This window comes from Herbaspirillum sp. C7C2 (assembly GCF_022627865.1).
GTDB classification, from domain to species: domain Bacteria; phylum Pseudomonadota; class Gammaproteobacteria; order Burkholderiales; family Burkholderiaceae_D; genus Herbaspirillum; species Herbaspirillum frisingense.
Window position 1 is genome coordinate 256,831 of the sequence record NZ_JABXGI010000005.1, and the last position, 17,007, is coordinate 273,837.

The 17,007-nt window shown below is 63.3% G+C and carries 15 protein-coding genes; 9 read left to right on the forward strand and 6 right to left on the reverse strand.

Features of this window, described 5'->3' with window-relative positions:
• The first annotated feature begins 19 nt into the window (after window positions 1–19).
• From HWE04_RS10705 to HWE04_RS10715, 3 genes are all read left to right on the forward strand, one after another.
• The gene (locus HWE04_RS10705; protein ID WP_006462301.1) at window positions 20–712 is read left to right on the forward strand and encodes a heavy metal response regulator transcription factor; all 693 of its coding nucleotides are present in this window, start codon (window positions 20–22) and stop codon (window positions 710–712) included.
• Window positions 705–2,150 (forward strand): heavy metal sensor histidine kinase, encoded by a 1,446-nt coding sequence (locus tag HWE04_RS10710; protein ID WP_077238035.1) that lies wholly within the window; start codon window positions 705–707, stop codon window positions 2,148–2,150. The genes HWE04_RS10705 and HWE04_RS10710 overlap by 8 nt, the downstream gene beginning before the upstream one ends.
• A gap of 118 nt (window positions 2,151–2,268) precedes the next feature.
• On the forward strand, window positions 2,269–3,195 hold the full coding sequence (locus HWE04_RS10715; RefSeq protein WP_241812386.1) for a bestrophin family protein: 927 nt from the start codon (window positions 2,269–2,271) through the stop codon (window positions 3,193–3,195).
• Here HWE04_RS10715 and HWE04_RS10720 read toward each other — a convergent pair.
• The 3 genes from HWE04_RS10720 to HWE04_RS10730 are packed head-to-tail and all read right to left on the reverse strand — an operon-like array spanning window position 3,180 to window position 4,873.
• The gene (locus tag HWE04_RS10720) at window positions 3,180–3,467 is read right to left on the reverse strand and encodes a type II toxin-antitoxin system HicB family antitoxin (RefSeq protein WP_241812387.1); all 288 of its coding nucleotides are present in this window, start codon (window positions 3,465–3,467) and stop codon (window positions 3,180–3,182) included. The two genes, HWE04_RS10715 and HWE04_RS10720, sit on opposite strands and share 16 nt — an antisense overlap.
• A 42-nt stretch (window positions 3,468–3,509) precedes the next feature.
• Window positions 3,510–4,460 (reverse strand): 2-hydroxyacid dehydrogenase, encoded by a 951-nt coding sequence (locus HWE04_RS10725; protein WP_241812388.1) that lies wholly within the window; start codon window positions 4,458–4,460, stop codon window positions 3,510–3,512.
• Window positions 4,457–4,873 carry a VOC family protein gene (locus HWE04_RS10730; RefSeq protein WP_006462307.1) on the reverse strand — a complete coding sequence of 139 codons (417 nt, stop codon included), beginning with the start codon at window positions 4,871–4,873 and terminating at the stop codon, window positions 4,457–4,459. The genes HWE04_RS10725 and HWE04_RS10730 overlap by 4 nt, the downstream gene beginning before the upstream one ends.
• 272 nt (window positions 4,874–5,145) lie before the next feature.
• On the opposite strand from HWE04_RS10730, the gene HWE04_RS10735 reads away from it, so the two are divergent.
• On the forward strand, window positions 5,146–5,970 hold the full coding sequence (locus HWE04_RS10735; RefSeq protein ID WP_241812389.1) for a universal stress protein: 825 nt from the start codon (window positions 5,146–5,148) through the stop codon (window positions 5,968–5,970).
• A gap of 16 nt (window positions 5,971–5,986) precedes the next feature.
• Here the strand turns inward: HWE04_RS10735 and HWE04_RS10740 are convergent, their stop codons facing one another.
• The gene (locus tag HWE04_RS10740) at window positions 5,987–7,237 is read right to left on the reverse strand and encodes a PepSY-associated TM helix domain-containing protein (RefSeq protein ID WP_006462309.1); all 1,251 of its coding nucleotides are present in this window, start codon (window positions 7,235–7,237) and stop codon (window positions 5,987–5,989) included.
• Window positions 7,238–7,696: 459 nt separating this feature from the next.
• Between HWE04_RS10740 and HWE04_RS10745 the strand changes: the two genes are divergently transcribed.
• The 4 genes from HWE04_RS10745 to HWE04_RS10760 all read left to right on the forward strand — a co-directional run bounded on the left by HWE04_RS10745 (window position 7,697) and on the right by HWE04_RS10760 (window position 9,522).
• Window positions 7,697–8,206, forward strand: a complete 510-nt coding sequence (locus HWE04_RS10745; RefSeq protein ID WP_241812390.1) for a PAAR domain-containing protein — start codon at window positions 7,697–7,699, stop codon at window positions 8,204–8,206.
• A 2-nt stretch (window positions 8,207–8,208) separates the two neighbouring features.
• Entirely contained in the window at window positions 8,209–8,817 is a 609-nt protein-coding gene (locus tag HWE04_RS10750) for a hypothetical protein (protein WP_241812391.1), read from the forward strand.
• A 2-nt stretch (window positions 8,818–8,819) separates the two neighbouring features.
• The gene (locus HWE04_RS10755) at window positions 8,820–9,140 is read left to right on the forward strand and encodes a hypothetical protein (protein ID WP_077238038.1); all 321 of its coding nucleotides are present in this window, start codon (window positions 8,820–8,822) and stop codon (window positions 9,138–9,140) included.
• 61 nt (window positions 9,141–9,201) lie between these two features.
• A complete protein-coding gene (locus HWE04_RS10760; protein ID WP_241812392.1) occupies window positions 9,202–9,522 on the forward strand; it encodes a hypothetical protein in 321 nt (106 codons plus the stop codon).
• A gap of 16 nt (window positions 9,523–9,538) precedes the next feature.
• Here the strand turns inward: HWE04_RS10760 and HWE04_RS10765 are convergent, their stop codons facing one another.
• The gene (locus HWE04_RS10765) at window positions 9,539–13,366 is read right to left on the reverse strand and encodes a hybrid sensor histidine kinase/response regulator (RefSeq protein ID WP_241812393.1); all 3,828 of its coding nucleotides are present in this window, start codon (window positions 13,364–13,366) and stop codon (window positions 9,539–9,541) included.
• Between the two features lie 361 nt (window positions 13,367–13,727).
• The gene (locus HWE04_RS10770) at window positions 13,728–14,099 is read right to left on the reverse strand and encodes a hypothetical protein (protein WP_241812394.1); all 372 of its coding nucleotides are present in this window, start codon (window positions 14,097–14,099) and stop codon (window positions 13,728–13,730) included.
• Window positions 14,100–14,804: 705 nt separating this feature from the next.
• On the opposite strand from HWE04_RS10770, the gene HWE04_RS10775 reads away from it, so the two are divergent.
• A complete protein-coding gene (locus tag HWE04_RS10775) occupies window positions 14,805–17,003 on the forward strand; it encodes an ATP-binding protein (RefSeq protein WP_241812395.1) in 2,199 nt (732 codons plus the stop codon).
• Window positions 17,004–17,007 lie beyond the last annotated feature (4 nt).

The window sequence follows — 17,007 nt, forward strand, 5'->3', positions numbered from 1 at the left end:
CGCAGGCTATGGAGACCGCATGAAGATCCTGATAGTCGAAGACGAACAAAAGATGTCCGAATACCTCTGCAAGGGCTTGACCGAGCAGGGGTGCGCGGTCGATCTGGCCTCCAACGGGGTGGATGGACAGCACCTGGCGATCCAGCATGACTACGACGTCATCGTGCTCGACGTCATGCTGCCGGGACTGGATGGCTTTGCCGTGCTGCGCTCGCTGCGCACGGTCAAGCAGACCCCGGTCATCATGCTGACCGCCCGCGACAGCGTGGAAGACCGCATCAAGGGCTTGCACGACGGCGCCGACGACTACCTGATCAAGCCCTTTTCCTTCCTGGAACTGCTGGCCCGCCTGCAGGCCCTGACCCGGCGCGGCCGCGCGCAGGAGCCGGCGCAACTGCGCATCGGCGACCTGCAGATCGACCTGCTCTCGCGCAAGGCCTTTCGCGGTGGCCTGCGCATCGACCTCACGGCCAAGGAATTCGCCCTGCTGGCGGTGATGGCGCGACGCCAGGGTGAGATCCTGTCCAAGACCGCCATTGCCGAACTGGTCTGGGACATGAACTTCGACAGCAACACCAACGTGGTCGAAGTCGCCATCAAGCGCCTGCGCGCCAAGATCGACGCTCCGTTCGAACAGAAACTGCTGCATACCGTGCGCGGCATGGGTTACGTGCTGGAGCCCCGGGCTGCGGCCGATGCCGGCGATGACTGAGCCCGATCTCCAGACCGTCCCGGCGGCGCAACCGCCCCGCCGGCGCCGCCTGCCGCTGCGGCAATCGATCACGGCGCGCCTGGTGTTGATGTCGGCCGCCTCGGCCCTGCTGATCTTCGCCGTCGCTGGCGTGGTGCTCTACACCGTCCTCAAGGGCGAACTGCTGCGCCACGAGCGCGACGCCCTCTTCACCACCCTCAACGACATCAGCTACCAGATCGAGCGCGCCGGCAACACCGAGCGCTGGGGACGCGTGCAGCTGAAGCTCTCCACCCTGTCGCAGGCGGACCAGCACGTGTTCTTCTGGATCGCCAGCGACGACCCGCGCTTTACCTATGGCGACCTCACCCGCCTGACCCCGGCCGCCATCACCCACGACGACGGCAAGGTGGTCGGCCGCCTGCATCTGCCGGGACGCCGCTTCCCCCTGCACATCATGACGCGCACCCTGCCGGCCTTCGAGGAGCGCCCCGAAGTGCGGGTCACGGTGGGCGTGGATGGAGAACCCTACTTCGAGATGCGCCGTACCTTCCTGCTGGGGACCAGCATTTCCTCGCTGCTGGGCATCGTGCTGGCTGTCATCTCCAGCTACTGGATCGCCCGCGCCGGACTGGCACCGCTGCGCCGCATGTCGGTCCGCGCCCAGAGCTTTTCGCCACGCAAGCTGTCGGCGCGCATGCCGGTGGAAGCATTGCCGGAAGAACTGTCGGTCCTGGCCGACGCCTTCAATGGCGCGCTGGAACGCATCGAACAGGCCTATACCCAACTGGAAGCCTTCAATGCCGACGTGGCCCATGAACTGCGCACGCCCCTGGCCAACCTGATCGGCGAGACCCAGGTGGCGCTGGCACGCGAGCGCAGCGCAGGCGAATTCAAGGATGTGCTGCAATCGAACCTGGAAGAACTGGACCGCATCCGTTCCATCGTCAACGACATGCTGTTTCTGGCCCGCTCCGACCAGGGCGAGGCCGCCACCGCCCGGGTGCCGGCGCGGGTGGCTGCGGAGGTGCAGAAGACTGCCGATTTCTTCGAGTTCGTGCTGGACGATGCCGGCATGGGTATCACGGTCGCCGGCGATACCCAGGCCACGGCCACCATGGAAACAGCGCTCTTCAAGCGGGCACTGACCAACCTGATCCAGAACGCCATCCAGCATTCACCACAAGGCGCAATGCTGCGCATTGATATTTCCGCAGGTGAAGAAATGGTCAGGGTGGCGGTCACCAATCCCGGCCCCGCCATCGACGAACAGCACCTGCCGCGCCTGTTTGACCGCTTCTACCGGGTCGACAGCGCCCGCCAGGACATCAACGGCAGCCATGGCCACGGCCTGGGGCTGGCCATCGTCAAGGCGGTGGCACGCATGCATGGCGGGCGGGCCTTCGCCAGCAGCGGCGGCGGACATAACACCATCGGATTCACCATCGCCCGTCAGTAAGGGCTGAACGTCTGTCGGCTGTATGTGCGGACGCTGCCGCCATCTGTCTACGCCGGCCGGAGCGGCGCGGAATTAACATGGGGCTTCGACTTTTTCGTTCCTGTTCCGGGAAGCCAATATGATCGTTCGCCCCCAGCCCCACTGGTTCCGCATGCTCTTCGTCTGGAACGGCTCGGTGCTGCGCACCATCATGCCGCAGATGCTGATGATGACGGCCTTCTCCACCCTGGCGGTGTTGACCGACGGCAAGATCTTCGGCGACAAGCTGCCGCTGAACACCTCCACCTTCACCCTGCTGGGCGTGGCGCTGGCGATCTTCCTGGGCTTTCGCAACAGCGCCAGCTATGACCGCTACTGGGAGGGCCGCAAGATCTGGGGTGCCCTGCTGATTGCAGCGCGGGCGCTGGCGTCGCAGGGCTTGCGCTATGGCGTGACGGGCGAGGATGCCGCCCACAAGAAGTTGTTCATCCGTCGCATCATCGCATTGGCCTATGCGCTCAAGCACCAGTTGCGCAAGACTTCGCCGCAAGAGGACATGGCGCGCCTGCTGCCGGGCGCGGCCGAGATCGATGCCAGGGCCGGCACGGTGCAATACCTCCCGGTGTACCAGATGGACCAGCTGCGCGCCATGCTGGCCCAGGCCAACCGGCAGGGAAGGCTCAGCGACACTGGCCTGTGGACCTGCGACCAGCAGCTCAACGAGATCAACCACTGCATCGGCGCCAGCGAGCGCATCGCCTCCACGCCCATCCCCTTTGCCTACGGCGTGCTGCTGCACCGGACCGTCTACATCTATTGCCTGCTGCTGCCGTTCGGGCTGGTCGATGCCATCGGTGTCGCCACACCGCTGATTTCGGTCTTCGTCTCCTACACCTTCCTGGCGCTGGAAGCCATCGCCAGCGAAATCTCCCTGCCCTTCGCCTGTTCCCCCAATGGCCTGGCGCTGGATGCTATCAGCCTGGAAATCGAGCGATCTTTGCTGGAACTGGCGGGCGAACCGCTGCCACCGGCGGCAGCGTGCGGGAAGGACTATCGGCTGGATTGAGGGATGTTTGGTGGGATGGGTAGGGGCGACAACTCGATCTCCATCAACATCCAATAGCCGCCCTGGAATTGCGCATCCTCGGACCAGTCTTCGGGCGTGCTAGGCAGTGGGATAGGCTCGGTCTCGCCGTGGAAGTGCGCTGCAGCTGCCTCTCGTGCAGCGGCCAGCAAATCCTGCAAATCGTCCGCCCCGGCAAAACAACCGGGGAAGTCGGGAAATTGAGCGCCATAGGCGCTGTCGGGATCCTTGTGGACGTAGATTGGGTAAAGCATGGAGTTCTCCTTTTGGACTTACTTCATCCCCCCGACTCAGTCTCAATAACCTCGCCCCAAATCCACATTGGCTGGAATCTCCCCACTCTCCCGGTAATACCGGATATTCCCCGCCACAATGGCCGAGGCCGTGGCGGCATCCGTGGGGGCCGAGCAATGCGGCAAGACCGTCACCGCGGGATGGGTCCATTGCCAGGAAGCCGGCGGCAGGGGCTCGGTGGCGAACACGTCCAGCACCGCATGTTTCAGCTGGCCGGCATCCAGCGCCTGGCGCAGCGCGCCGTCGTCGATGATGGGGCCACGGGCGAAATTGATCAGTTGCGCCTGCGGCGGCAACAAGGCCAGGCGCGCCGCATCCAGCAGGCCACGGGTGTCGTGGGTCAGGGGCAGCAGGCAGACCAGGATATCGCTGCGTGAGAGCAGTTGCGTCAGCCCCTGCATGCCGCTGAAGGTCTCCACGCCGTCCAGCTGGCGCGGACTGCGGCTCCAGCCCGCCACCGGGAAGCGCGCCTGGCGCAGTGCCACGGCGGCCGCCTCGCCCAGCGCGCCCAGGCCCAGCAGGCCGATGCGACGCTGTTCCGGTGCGACGTAGTCCAGCTGCTGCCAGCGCTGCTCGCGCTGCTGCTGCGCATAGCGCGGCATGTCGCGATGCAGGTAGAGCGTCCAGGCCAGCACGGCCTCGGCCATGGTCGCCGCCAGCCGGGGATCGACCAGCCGGGTGATCTGCAGGTCGGACTGACCAAGATCGGCCACCAGCCGTTCCACCCCCGCCCACACGCTATGCACCCACTGTAGTTGCGGCAACTGCTTCAGCTCGGCCGGGTCCGGGTTGGCGACGATGGCCAGGCGGCACTGGGCGCGCTGGGCGTCGTCCAGATCGGCGAAGGCCACCACTTGCTCCTCCGGCATGGCATTGCGCAGGGCCTGCAGCCAGGCGGTGACCGAGGCGGCATCGCCCTGGCTGACGAAGGGGATAGTCGTGCCTTGACTCATTTGGCGTACACCTGCGCCAGGCTCCTGAAGCCTTTCACCTCGATGGGGTTGCCAGAGGGGTCGAGGAAGAACATGGTCGCCTGTTCTCCCGGCTCACCGGCAAAGCGGATCTGCGGCTTGAGCACGAATTCGACCTGGCCGCTGGCCGTGAGGCGATCAGCCAGTTGCTGCCACTCGGGCAGCTCCAGGATCACACCCAGGTGTGGCATGGGGACCATGTGCTCACCGACCTTGCCGGTGTTGCTCACCGCGAAGGGTTGCCCCAGGTGCAAGGAGAGCTGATGGCCGAAGAAGTCGATGTCGACCCAGGTGTCGGTACTGCGGCCCTCTTCGCAACCGAGCAGGTCGCAATAGAAGCGGCGCGACTGGTCGAGGTCGCGCACGTGGTAGGCAAGATGGAAGATCGATGGCATGCAAGCTCCTCGCTGAGGCAATGACGCAATGTCGGATGACGGAAAGACCGCAAAGCTGACAAGGATAACCCAGCCAGCGCGACCGCACTGCAAGCGCCTATCGTTGGCGCGCCGAATTCTGCCCGCGAAGTGATGCCGGCCGCGATTGACATGTGTCAATCAGCGCCGCATTTGCGCTGGACGCCCGGGCAGGAGCGGCCTAGTCTGGATACATGGCATCCCGCCCCGGATGCCGTCCCACCTGATCTACCCGATATTTCCGAGGAGTCACCATGAGCTACAAGTCCATCCTGGTCCATGTCGACCAGTCGCGTCACGCCGCCCAGCGCATCCGCATCGCCGCCGAACTGGCCCGCGCCCAGCAGGCGCACCTGATCGGCAGCGCCGTCAGTGGCATCTCCAGTTTCATCACGATGGAAGGCGCCGCCTATGTGGCCGCGCAGATGGATGGCTTCCGCGACCGCGCCCTGGCGGCCCTGGAGAGCTTCGACAAGATCGCCAACAGCGTGGGCGTGCCTTCCTGCGAGAAGCGCTTCGTCGACGACGACGCCGAAGGTGGCCTGGCGCTGCAAGCCCGCTATGCCGACCTGGTGGTGGTCAGCCAGGCCGACCTGGACGATGCCGACGACAGTTTCCTCACCGACCTGCCCGAATATGTGATGTTGAACGCACCGCGCCCGGTGCTGATCATCCCCAGCGCCGGCGAATTCAAGCACGTCGGCAAGAACGCACTGATCGCCTGGGACGGCAGCATGGAATCCACCCGCGCCATCACTGCTGCCCTGCCGCTGCTACGCCAGGCCGACAACGTGACGGTGGTGATCTTCAATTCCGACAGGCGCCTGGGTACCCATGGCGAGCAACCCGGCGCCGACATCGCGCTCTATCTGGCGCGCCATGGCGTGAAGGTGGAAGTGGCGCAGGAACAGACCCCGTTGGACATCGGCAACGCCCTGCTCTCGCTGGCCGCCGACAAGGGGTCTGACCTGCTGGTCATGGGCGGCTACGGCCACACCCGCTTCCGTGAAGTGCTGCTGGGCGGGGTCACGCTGACCATCCTCAAGACCATGACGCTGCCGGTCCTGATGGCGCACTGACGCAACCCTGATCCGCTTACCGTAGTTCCGCCACCGGCCCTTCGCGGGCCGGTGTCTTTTGTGCGGCCAGCCGTTCACGCTGCTGCAGTCGTGCCTTGCGCTTGCGCACCCAGATGATCACCCCGGTCACCGACAGCATGGCCACCAGCGCCCCCAGCAAGGACACCATCACCCGCCCGGCCAGCCCCAGGATACGGCCCGAATGCAGCGGGAACTGGGCCTGCAGGAAGATATCCCCGGCACTACCCCGGCCTGGAATCTTGCCCCCCTCATAGGCGCCCGTCATGGCATCGAAATAGAGCCAGGCATTGCCCAGCCCGACGTCGCCATGGTCATTGCCCGGCTGGAAGAAGCCAACCCCATAGACGCCGAACATGCCGGAATAGAAGACCCCACCGACCGGCTCATCCAGCCCCAGCTTCTGCCCTTGCGCCCGGCCCAGCGCCACCACTTCTTCCCGCGAGATGCGCGGCTCCGGCACCTTGTCGGCTGCCAGCGGCGTGCGTGTCTCAAACGGACCGGCGGTCAGCGTGGAGACCGTCTGCAGGATCGGCCGCATCACCTGGCGCTCCAGGTTCATCGACACCGAGGTCACCGCCAGCACCAGCAGCAGGCCCCAGACCCATACGCCCCCGGAACGATGCAGATCGAAATTGAGCTTGTGCCCGCCCTCGCGCCAGCGGAAAGCCAGGGACTTGCGCCAGCTCCGCCAGTTGGGGAAGGACAGGTAGAGCGCGATGAAGCAGTCCAGCATCCAGACGATACCGATGATGCCCATGAGCCAGATACCGGTCTCGATGCCGCCCATATCAGGCAGATGCATCGTGTAGTGCAGCTTGTAGAGGAAGGGCAGCAGGTTTTCCCGCGACAGCGAGATGGCACCCCACATGCGCCGGCCCTGGATCTCGGCGGTGACCGGATCGACGGCGATCTGGTTGTAATCCAGCGCAAATGGCTTGCCGGTCGCCGGGTCCAGGCGCGGCTCGACCATCATGCCGATGGTATGGCCCGGCTCGGCCTCGGTTAGCACATAGGTCACCCGCAGGCGCGGTTCGGCCTGCTCCACCCTGCGCGCCAGCTCCAGGCCGGGCAACGGCGCCCCGGCACCGGGTTGATCGGCACTGCGGGCATTAAACAGCTGCGGATTGAGCCAGGCGTCGAGTTCGTGGTCCCAGGAGATCAGCGCCCCGGTAGCACCGGCGATGAACAGGAACACGGCAACGGCAAGGCCGAACCAGCGGTGGAGGAGAACGAGCAATGCGCGCATGAGGGTCAGTAAGGCTGATTGGGCAGGTGGCTAAACCGCAGAACGGTAGAACGGCTGAGCGGAAATGTCGGGCTGAATCCAAGCTGCCAGCCCACCGAGAGGGTGGCCAACGGCAAGCTACAGCATTGACTTCCCGGGCAGACAGATGACGCACTCGCCCGAAAAGGCAGCACGATCAAAAATTTCCCTTCACCATTCAATTATTAAATAAGAACGAGAATGGTTACCATTAATTGTAAGAAATCTGAAGGCAAAAGGAAACCACCGTGTACAGTTTTTTGCATCCGCTCGCTTCGTCAGCCCTCCCCGTGAGGCCCTGGCACACTTTCTGGCGCATCGAATCCCTTCGAGCCTGAATCGCAAGAATTACCGTATTTCTATCCTTCCTTCGGTGGCGGTGCTCAAGGCCGATGGGTTGACGCTACTGTCGCTGCTTTTTTGACCACAAAGGAGCAGCACATGTCCAAAGCCATCATCCGGGCGGGAGACCCGACCTCCCACGGCGGCACCGTGAAGGACGGATTCCCCCATTTCAAGCTGTTCGGCAAACAGGTGGCCGGCGTCGGCCATGGTGGTTATTGCCCACAGTGCAAACGCGATTTCCTCATCCTGAGCGGAGTAGAGAGCTTCCGTTACATGGGACACGAGGTCGCTGTCGAAGGAATGCAGACTTCCTGCGGCGCCATCTTGCAGGCCACCCAGCAGCAAGCCAAGGTCGCGGTGGTGGCTGGCGGTGGCCGTCGAATGGAACCGGAAAGTGGCGCCCATCCTGGCAAGAAGGACGCACCGGCCTATCAGGACCGCTTCGTCATCCAGGACCAGCATGGCGAGCCGCTCGCCCATGCCGAATATGCGCTCGTGATCGCCGGTTCCGCACCTGAATTCGGCACCAGCGATGCCTTCGGACGCACGCACCTTTCCGCCACGGTTGCGCAACAGCAACCGGTGGACATCTTCCTGGAGGGCTGAGCATGGAGAAGCAGCTCAGATCGCCAAGCACAGGCAAGACTTTGCGCAAGGTCGACACGCGGACTTTGACGCCGGCCTCCGATACCAGCGAGAAGACCGTCACGGTGCAACGCGAATTCGTGGAAGTGATCTTTGGAGATTCGCGGATCATCAGCTTGGGTTCGCAGTGGGGACACGTCGCCATCGTCGTTGATGACACCGTCTATACACGTGCGCATGACGAATACGTGGTCATGCCGAAGAACGTTTATCTGTACGGAGGGGAAGTCCAGAAAACTCTTGAATCATTAAAAATCAAAGGGCAAGGCTTCCGCGACAGCGTCGGCCTAGTGTTGTGGCTATCGACAGAGGAGAAGCGAAAAGTGGAAGCTGAACTCAAGCGGAGAGTGGAGCAGGACAGGCGACTGATCCGGGAAACCAACGGCAAGCAAAGCAGCTACAGCCTTCTCGACAACTCCTGTTCGACCAACGTCGCTGACGTTCTCGAACTGGTCGGAATCCTGGCGCACGATCCACGCTGGCCCCCTACCCCGGTAGCGCCAGCAGAACTGCTTGCCGTACTAGAAAAATCCAGGCGCCTGGTCAAAAAGAACTTTTATCCGAAGAGATGACAATGACGCTTCCCCAATGGTTAAAGGGCGTCATCCTCGGATCGCTTGTCAGCTATTTTGGACACGCGCTCCTGATCGATCCACGGTTTCATTTCTCGACTATCGATCTTGAAAAAGTAGAGTTCGTCTCGGAACGACTCGACGTCTTCAAGACCCAGGATTCGAAGGAAGTAGCCTTTACCGTCTTCAAGGAAACGGAATGCTACCGCCTTTACGAAATAACCTGGTCTTTCGGCGTATTCGACCCAAAGGACGGAACGACCCTGGAAGAGTTCATCATCTGCCCGGGCCTTGGCACGGGCTGGTTACGAGACGGCATATGAATTCATCTTTGCCTCGTCACTTGCTCCCGATATCCAGCGCTGCATCATCGCGAGGGAATCCATGACAATAAAATCACTATTGATCGGCGCAGCCATCGCCGCTCCCATTGCGCTCTACTGCAAACTGATCCTTATCCCTCCCGACTTCTGGCACGGCCCAGTCGATGTGGTGGCTTTTCGCATCGTCTCGGAGAAGATCACCGTCTTCAAGAACAGGCACTACACGCAGGCTGCGTTTGAAGCCAGCAAGGGCATGCTCTGCTATCGCCTGGAAGATGACTCCCATTCCTTTGTGATCGTGGACTTCAAGGACGCAACGACAAAGGAGTTCCTGTTGCTGTGCCCGGGCTACGGCGCAGGCTGGAGCAGGGACGGCATCTGAGACCCGACCCAAGGCTTCAAGCCAACGCAATCTTCGTCAATATCTCCTGCAACTGATCGATGTCGTAAGGCTTGGGCAGCGAATGCGACGGGAAGCCCACGTTGCGTGCCACCATCGCGCCATAGCCGGAGGCGAAGATCACCGACATCGTCGGGAACCGCTCCAGCGCGCGCTTGGCCAGTTCCACCCCCGTGATACCCGGCAGGTTCACATCGGTGAAGAGCACGTCGAACGGCTGCTCCTCCAGGGCCTGCAGCGCGTCTTCGCCGCTGGCCACGCCGCGCGCCTGATGGCCCAGGGTCTCCAGCAACTCACAGACCAGCTGCTGGGAGTCGATGTTGTCTTCCACCACCAGCAGGCGCAGTCCGCTGACGGCCTGTGCGGGCTCATCGGCATCCTGCGAAGTCACGCTGCCCGCCACGCCGACGCTGCCACCTGCAGCGAGGCCGCCCGTGCCATAAGCCTCCTGGGACAGTGGCTGCTCGGTCGCATCAGCCTGGTGGTGGCGCTCGGCCACCGGCAAGACGTGGATGGTGGCCGAGGCCGTGGCGAGGTCACGCTCCCGGCTGGCCTTGGCCAGTTCGATGCGATGCGCCCGGTTGGACAGCATGTGCCGGATCCGTTGCGCCAACTGGTTGATGCGGTAGGGCTTGGAGAGCAGTTCCACGCCGGCATCCAGTCGTCCTTCGTGAACAATGGCATCACGCGGATAGCCGGAGGTAAACAGGATTTCGATCTCCGGCAGCAACTGACGCGCCTGCCGCGCCAGTTCGGTGACCGGCACGCTGCCCGGCATCACCACGTCGGTGAACATCATGTCCACCGTGATGCCGCTCTGCAGGATGGCCAAGGCCCGTTCGCCATTGTCGGCCTTGAGCACGCGATAACCCAGGGACGAGAGCGTGTCGATGACCGTGAGCTGCAGGTTGGGATCGTCCTCGACCACCAGGATGGTCTCGTCGCCGCCCCGCACCTGAAGGTCGCGGCTGTCGTCGACGACCACCTCGTCCTCGATGCAACGCGGGAAGTAGATGCGGATGGTCGTGCCCTTGCCCGGTTCGCTGTGCAGGCTGATATGCCCCTTGCTCTGCTTGACGAAGCCATACGCCATCGACAGCCCCAGCCCGGTGCCCTCGCCTTCGCGCTTGGTGGTGAAGAAGGGTTCGAAGGCGCGCTCGCGCACCTCCGGCGACATGCCGGCACCGTTGTCGGAAATCTGCAGCTCGACGTAGTCGCCTGCGGCCAGGTCGGCCTGTGACAGGAATGCCGGATCGGTCAGTTGTACGTTATCGATCTGCAATGTCAGGCGGCCGCCATTGGGCATGGCGTCGCGCGCGTTGATGGCGGTGTTGATGATCAGGTTCTCGACCTGGTTGGGGTCGAGCATGCTGTTCCACAGCTCATGCGTGACCACCGTGGAAATCTCGATATTCTCGCCCACGGCGCGACGCAGCAGGTCATCCATGTTCTGCACCACCCGTTCCAGATTGATGCTGCGCGGCTGCAGCGGTTGCCGGCGGGCGAAGGCCAGCAACTGGGAGGACAGCTTGGCTCCGCGATCGACGGCGCCGATAGCGGTGCGAATGCGCTGCCGGCTGCGATCATCCTGGCGGGGGTCGCCCTGCAGCAGTTGCAGGTTGCCGCCGATGATCTGCAACACGTTGTTGAAGTCGTGCGCCACGCCGCCGGTGAGTTGCCCCACGGCCTCCATCTTCTGCATCTGACGCAGGGCGGCCTCGGCGCGGGTGCGCTCGATGATCTCGGCGACCACACGCTGCTCCAGGGTGTCGTTGAGTTCGCGCAGGGCATCTTCGGCGCGGCGGCGTTCAGTAATGTCGGTGGAGACCGCGATCATGGCCTGCGGACGGCCCTCACCGTCGACGATGCGGCTGATGTCGCTGGAGACCCAGAAGGTCGAACCGTCCGGACGCAGGTAACGTTTTTCCAGGGTGAAGGAGTGGCCATCCTCGATGCAGCGGTTGAACAGGGACATGTTCATCGGCACGTCATCCGGATGGGTGACGTCGGCCAGGGTCATGTGCAGCATCTCGTCTTCAGTGCGGCCGAGCATGCGGCACAGCGCCTGGTTCACGCGCAGGTAGTTGCCTTGCAGGTCCAGCTCGGAGAAACAGACCGAGGCCTGGTTGAAGATGGCCGTCAGGCGGCTCTCGCTCCACGACAAGGCCTGCAGGCCACGACGCCGCTCGGTCAGATCAATGAAGGTGCACAACGCCCCTTGCAGCTTGCCGTCCTGCCATACCGGATGCGCCTGGTATTGCGCCGGGAAGCTGCTGCCATCCAGGCGCAGGAAGTCCTCGTTGTCGATATGGGCCGTGATGCCTTCACGTGCCGCCTTGAGCACCGCGCATTCGGTGCGGCTGACCGGCACGTCCTGTTGCGGGACCAGGATCACTTCATGGATGGAACGCCCCAGCACGTCCTTCTCGCTGGCATAGCCCAGCATCTGCAGGAAGGCGGCATTGCAAAGGGTAACCGTGCCATCGCAGTCGATGGAGAAGAAACCCTGATCGGTGGAATCCAGCAGCTGGCGCACGAAGGCGTTGTTGGCCCGCACGCTGGCTTCGGAGGCGGCCAGCGCCTGTTCCATCAGCTTGCGCGAGGTAACATCGAACACCACGCCCACATAACGTGCACCGGCGCGCGGATCGTCCTGCACCACCTCGCCCTTGCGCGCCAGCCAGCGCTGCTCGCCGTCGGGGCGGGTGATATGGTATTCGGTGTATTCGAGCGGATTGCGCGGACCGCTCTCACGGATACGCACCGTCCCCAGGTTGGGATGGAACTCTTCATCGATCATGTCCACCAGCTGCTGCGAGGTCACCTCGCCTTCCGGCGCGACACCCCACAGGCGGCGGAAACGGTCTGACACCGACAGCTTGCCGGAATCAGGAAACCACTCGAAGATGCCAATCCCGCCGGCACGGTCGACGATGCGCAGCCGCTCCTCGGCGACATGGAGATCAGTGACGTCATTGCCTTCGATGAAGATGCCCGCCACCCGGCCGTCGCTGCCCTTGATGGGCTGGAACACGAAGTCCAGCACCGCGCCGGCGAATCCGCCTTCCTCCGAGCGCCGCAGGAACAAGCGGGCGCCACGTTCGGTATAGGCTTGGCCGGTCTGATAGACACGGTCCAGCAGCGCGAAGAGGTTTTCATCCAGCAGTTCGGGCAAGGCCTCGCGCGCCGGCAGCCCCAGCACCGGACGGTCGCCGAAGAGCTTGAAATAGGCGTCATTGACGCGCTCGAATACGTGCTGCGGCCCGCGCACCACGGCCTTGAAGCTGGGCGACTGCTCCATCAGGTCGCGCAGCAGGTCGGTATGGGCCAGCGCTGCATCCAGTCCACTGGCCCGGTGCAGGGAACACAGGACGCCGGCCACCTGGTCGTCGCCTGCTTCACCCTTCTCATCCCATACCGGCAGACAGGAGAAATCCCATTGATTGCCGGTGGCGATCGCCTGGTTGTCATCGTGGAACAAGGGCAGACGGCACAGTTGCTGTTGCTGGCCGGCGAACGCGGCCTCGATGGCAGATTCGCAGCGGCCACCGGCGCCGGTCCACATGTGTGAACCCGCCAGCGCAGCACCAAACGCGGCCGGGTGGGCCGCGCCGATACAGGCGGCAAATGCATCGTTGTAGAGCATGTGACGGCCAGCACCCCACACCAGCAGACTGGGCGTGGGCGAACGCAGTGCGATATTGAGTGTGGTCCGCAGCGTGGACGACCAGTGGGTCGGCGCGCCCAGGGGGCTGGCGCTCCAATCGGTTGCTGCGACGATTTGCGCGGTCAGGCCGGTTGCGCGCAACCAAGAAATTTCTGCCATGTCGTGAAACTTACCTTTATGAGCACCGAGGTCGGTCGCGTGGATGACGGCGTTGCGCGATCACGTTGCGCCGTCCTTGCCCACGGGTCCCTTCATTGTTGTTCGCATCCGTTTCGAGCGGGGGCGCTTGCTCACAGCAATCTCGATAGTGCTGCAAGCTCGATAATGTCGATCATGCGCCCCTGCATGACGCGCACGATTATACGGGAAGCCCGCGCCCGCTCACGCTGCCGTCTCACGCGGCGGGCAACGGCGCATGCAACCAGGAGCCGCATGGCGTCTGCATTTGCGGGGAGCTTCCGTTTTTCCTACATGAAGTCGCGTCAGGCACCTACAGGGTACGGCGCCCGGCCTCAGGGTATCAGCCGGCTTTTTTCTTCAGCGCACGTTCTTCGCGCAGCAGGCGATTCAACTCGGCCAGTTCCTGGACCGCTTCCTGGGTCAGGATCACCGGCTCGTTGGGCCGGTAGGCGCGGCCGCCCAGGCGACCGTTCATGCCGATGTAGGCGCGCGCGCAGCGCCGACGATAGGCCAGGATGTCTTCCTCGCCGTGCAGCGGCTCACCCGCCGTATCCTGCTGCTGAACAGGCTCGGCAAAATTGCTCGGCCGCTCGTCCTCGGTTTCGCCGGGCTGCCCGGCCTGGGTCGAGATGTGGTTACGATAAGCGGTCCAGTCGCCCTGCTGGATGGCGACGAGAGGATCGCAAGGATGGGTGGAATCAGACTTGTCCATGAGGCTACCCTGCTCAAAGATCCGACGCATGCCGACTGCGCCGGGCTGGTTGCAACATCAGCTTGCCATTGTCCGCGTCGGTCCCGGGATGTGCCAGCGGCTTGGCCGGACCGATACAGCGTTCGATTTCTTCCCGGTATGTCATCGACAGCATACTGGTTCGCTCCCTGTTGTAACCCCGGCTCAGCACACTATCGACGACTTCATTGTAGCCATGTCACGCAAAACTGGAAGAGCCTGACGGCACCTCCTGATGTGATTTGACGCATCCTCACGAAGTCTCAGCACTTGAACCGGGCAATCTTTTCCCGTGTGGCATCTTCCGGCACAAAAGCACCGGACTGCCGCGTTGTTTCTGCGAGTTTTTGCTGATCTTAAGAGTCCGCACGGATGAGTTCTATCGGACTGTTCCCGATTGCCTTGTAGGACAAAATGGAAATCCCGGCGGCTGGCGAGACTGGACGGATCGGGGCCTCCCGGCACTGCCATTAAATTCACATGCAGAGTTCACCAAATGCAGAACCACGCCTATAATTGGCATTTCCCGAAAACAAGGGCCGTACCGCCGCGCTTGACGACAGCTGGAACAGCGCGGAATGAAAAGGTGCGTTGCCGACTTTGGGCCGCCTTCAACTTGCGTTCGTCTCCAGATGTGCGCGACCGCAATTCGACGCCCTGTTTCCACAGGCATCGGGAAAGCAGTACATGAGCAACCCGTACCACGAAAATCGCCGACGATCGGTCGACCTGAGCAACTGCGACCGGGAGCCGATCCACATCCCCGGTTCCATCCAGAGCCACGGCGCCCTGCTGTGCTTCACGCCGGATGGCCGCCTCGCTTCGCACAGCGCCAACGCCGATGCCCTGCTTGGCACACTGCCCGCGCCGGGCGCCCCCCTGGGCGAACACCACCTGGATGCCGGCGCCCGCGCAGTGATCCAGAGCGCGCTGGAAGACAAGCATGGCTATGTCGATTCGCGCATGATCACCCTGCCGTCAGGCGCCTTCGATCTGGTGACCCACAAGTCCGAGGATGTGCTGATCGCCGAATTCGAGAAACGCCCGCCCGATGCGCTGTCGCTGGACGCCTTCGCCCTGGCAGCGCACCAGGCCATCCAGCGCATCCAGCGCCAGCAAGGCGTGGAAGACCTGCTGACTCTGGCCGTGGACGAGATCGCCCGCATCACCGGATTCGACCGGGTGATGGCCTACCGCTTCCTGCATGACGATAGCGGCGAGGTCGTTGCCGAGCACAAGCGCGAAGACCTCGAACCCTTCCTCGGCCAGCGCTATCCGGCCAGCGACATCCCGGCCCAGGCACGACGCCTGTACGTGATCAACCCGATCCGCCTGATCGCCGATGTCAAGGCGCCCACGGTGGCGCTGGAGCCTGATCTCAATCCCCTGACCGGGCGGCCGCTGGACCTCAGCCACAGCATGCTGCGCAGCGTCTCGCCGGTGCACATCGAATACCTGAGCAACATGGGCGTGGGCGCCTCGATGAGCCTGTCCATCGTCATCGGCGACCGGCTGTGGGGGCTCATTGCCTGCCATCACATGAGTGCCCACCTGGTACCGCACGCGGTGCGCATGTCCTGCCAGTTGCTGGCGCAATTCGTCAGCGCCCTGGTCGAGCGCAACCTCAATGGCGAGCGCGCCCGGGCGCTGGAATACAGTACCGCCCTGCGGCGCGAGATCGTGGCCCGCATCACCGACCGCGAAGACATCGTGCTGGCCCTGGCCGGTGAACACGAGGGCTTCCTGCGCCTGATGAACAGCCATGGCGGCGCCATCTCGATGGACCGCAAGACCCAGGTCTTCGGCAAGGCGCCGTCACGCGAGGCGGTCAACGCCTTGATCAACTGGCTCAACGAAAACGAACCCGGGGACCTGTTCTACACCAGCGCCCTCGGCGCCGATGCACCAGCCCTGAAACAGGTGCTGGGCGACATCTGCGGCGTGCTGGCCGTGCGCTTCTACCGCGAACAGGATGGCTATGCTTTCTGGTTCCGCAGCGAACAGGTGGAAGACGTGCGCTGGGGCGGCAACCCCGAAAAGAAATACAGCATCGGCCCGCTCGGCCCGCGACTCACGCCACGTGGCTCCTTCGCGGTCTGGAAGGAAACCGTGCGCGGCAAGAGCCTGCCCTGGGTCAAGACCGAACTGGAAGTGGCCGGCCAGCTGCGCCTGGATTTCCAGGAAGTGGCCCTGTCCAACGAAAACATGGTCAAGCGCGCCCGCGAGACCCTGCTGGCCACGCTGGGCCATGACCTGCGCGATCCGCTGCAAGCCATCATGATGGCTGCCCGCATGATCGAGGTGCGCGAGCACTCGCCGTCCAGTTCCAACCTGAGCAAGCGCATCTCGTCCTCCTCCAGCCGCATGCATCGGCTGATTTCGCAGGTACTCGACATCAGCCGCCTGCAAAGCGGCATGGGTCTGGATATCCAGCGTCGTCCGGTGGACGTGCGCAAGATGGCGATGGAAATCGTCAACGAGGCCCGCATGGCCTATCCCGACAATGAAATCATCCTGGAAGCCGAAGACTGCGGTGAGATCGGGCTCGATGGTGACCGCATCAGCCAGGTGGTCTCCAACCTGCTGTCCAATACACGCCACCATGGCGAAATCGGCAAGCCGTCCACGCTGATCGTGTTCCGCCGCGACGAACAACTGACCATCTCGGTCTCCAACCACGGCGCACCGATACCGGCCGCCGTGCGTGACAATCTCTTCAAGCCCTACAAGAAGGAATCGATGGGCAACCAGCGCAATGCGCGCGGCCTGGGACTGGGCCTGTACATCGTCAGCGAGATCGTCAACGGCCACGGGGGCCGCATTACCGTGGACTGCGAAAGCAACATCATCACCTTCACCGTCACCATTCCGGTGCCGGCAGACTGAATGC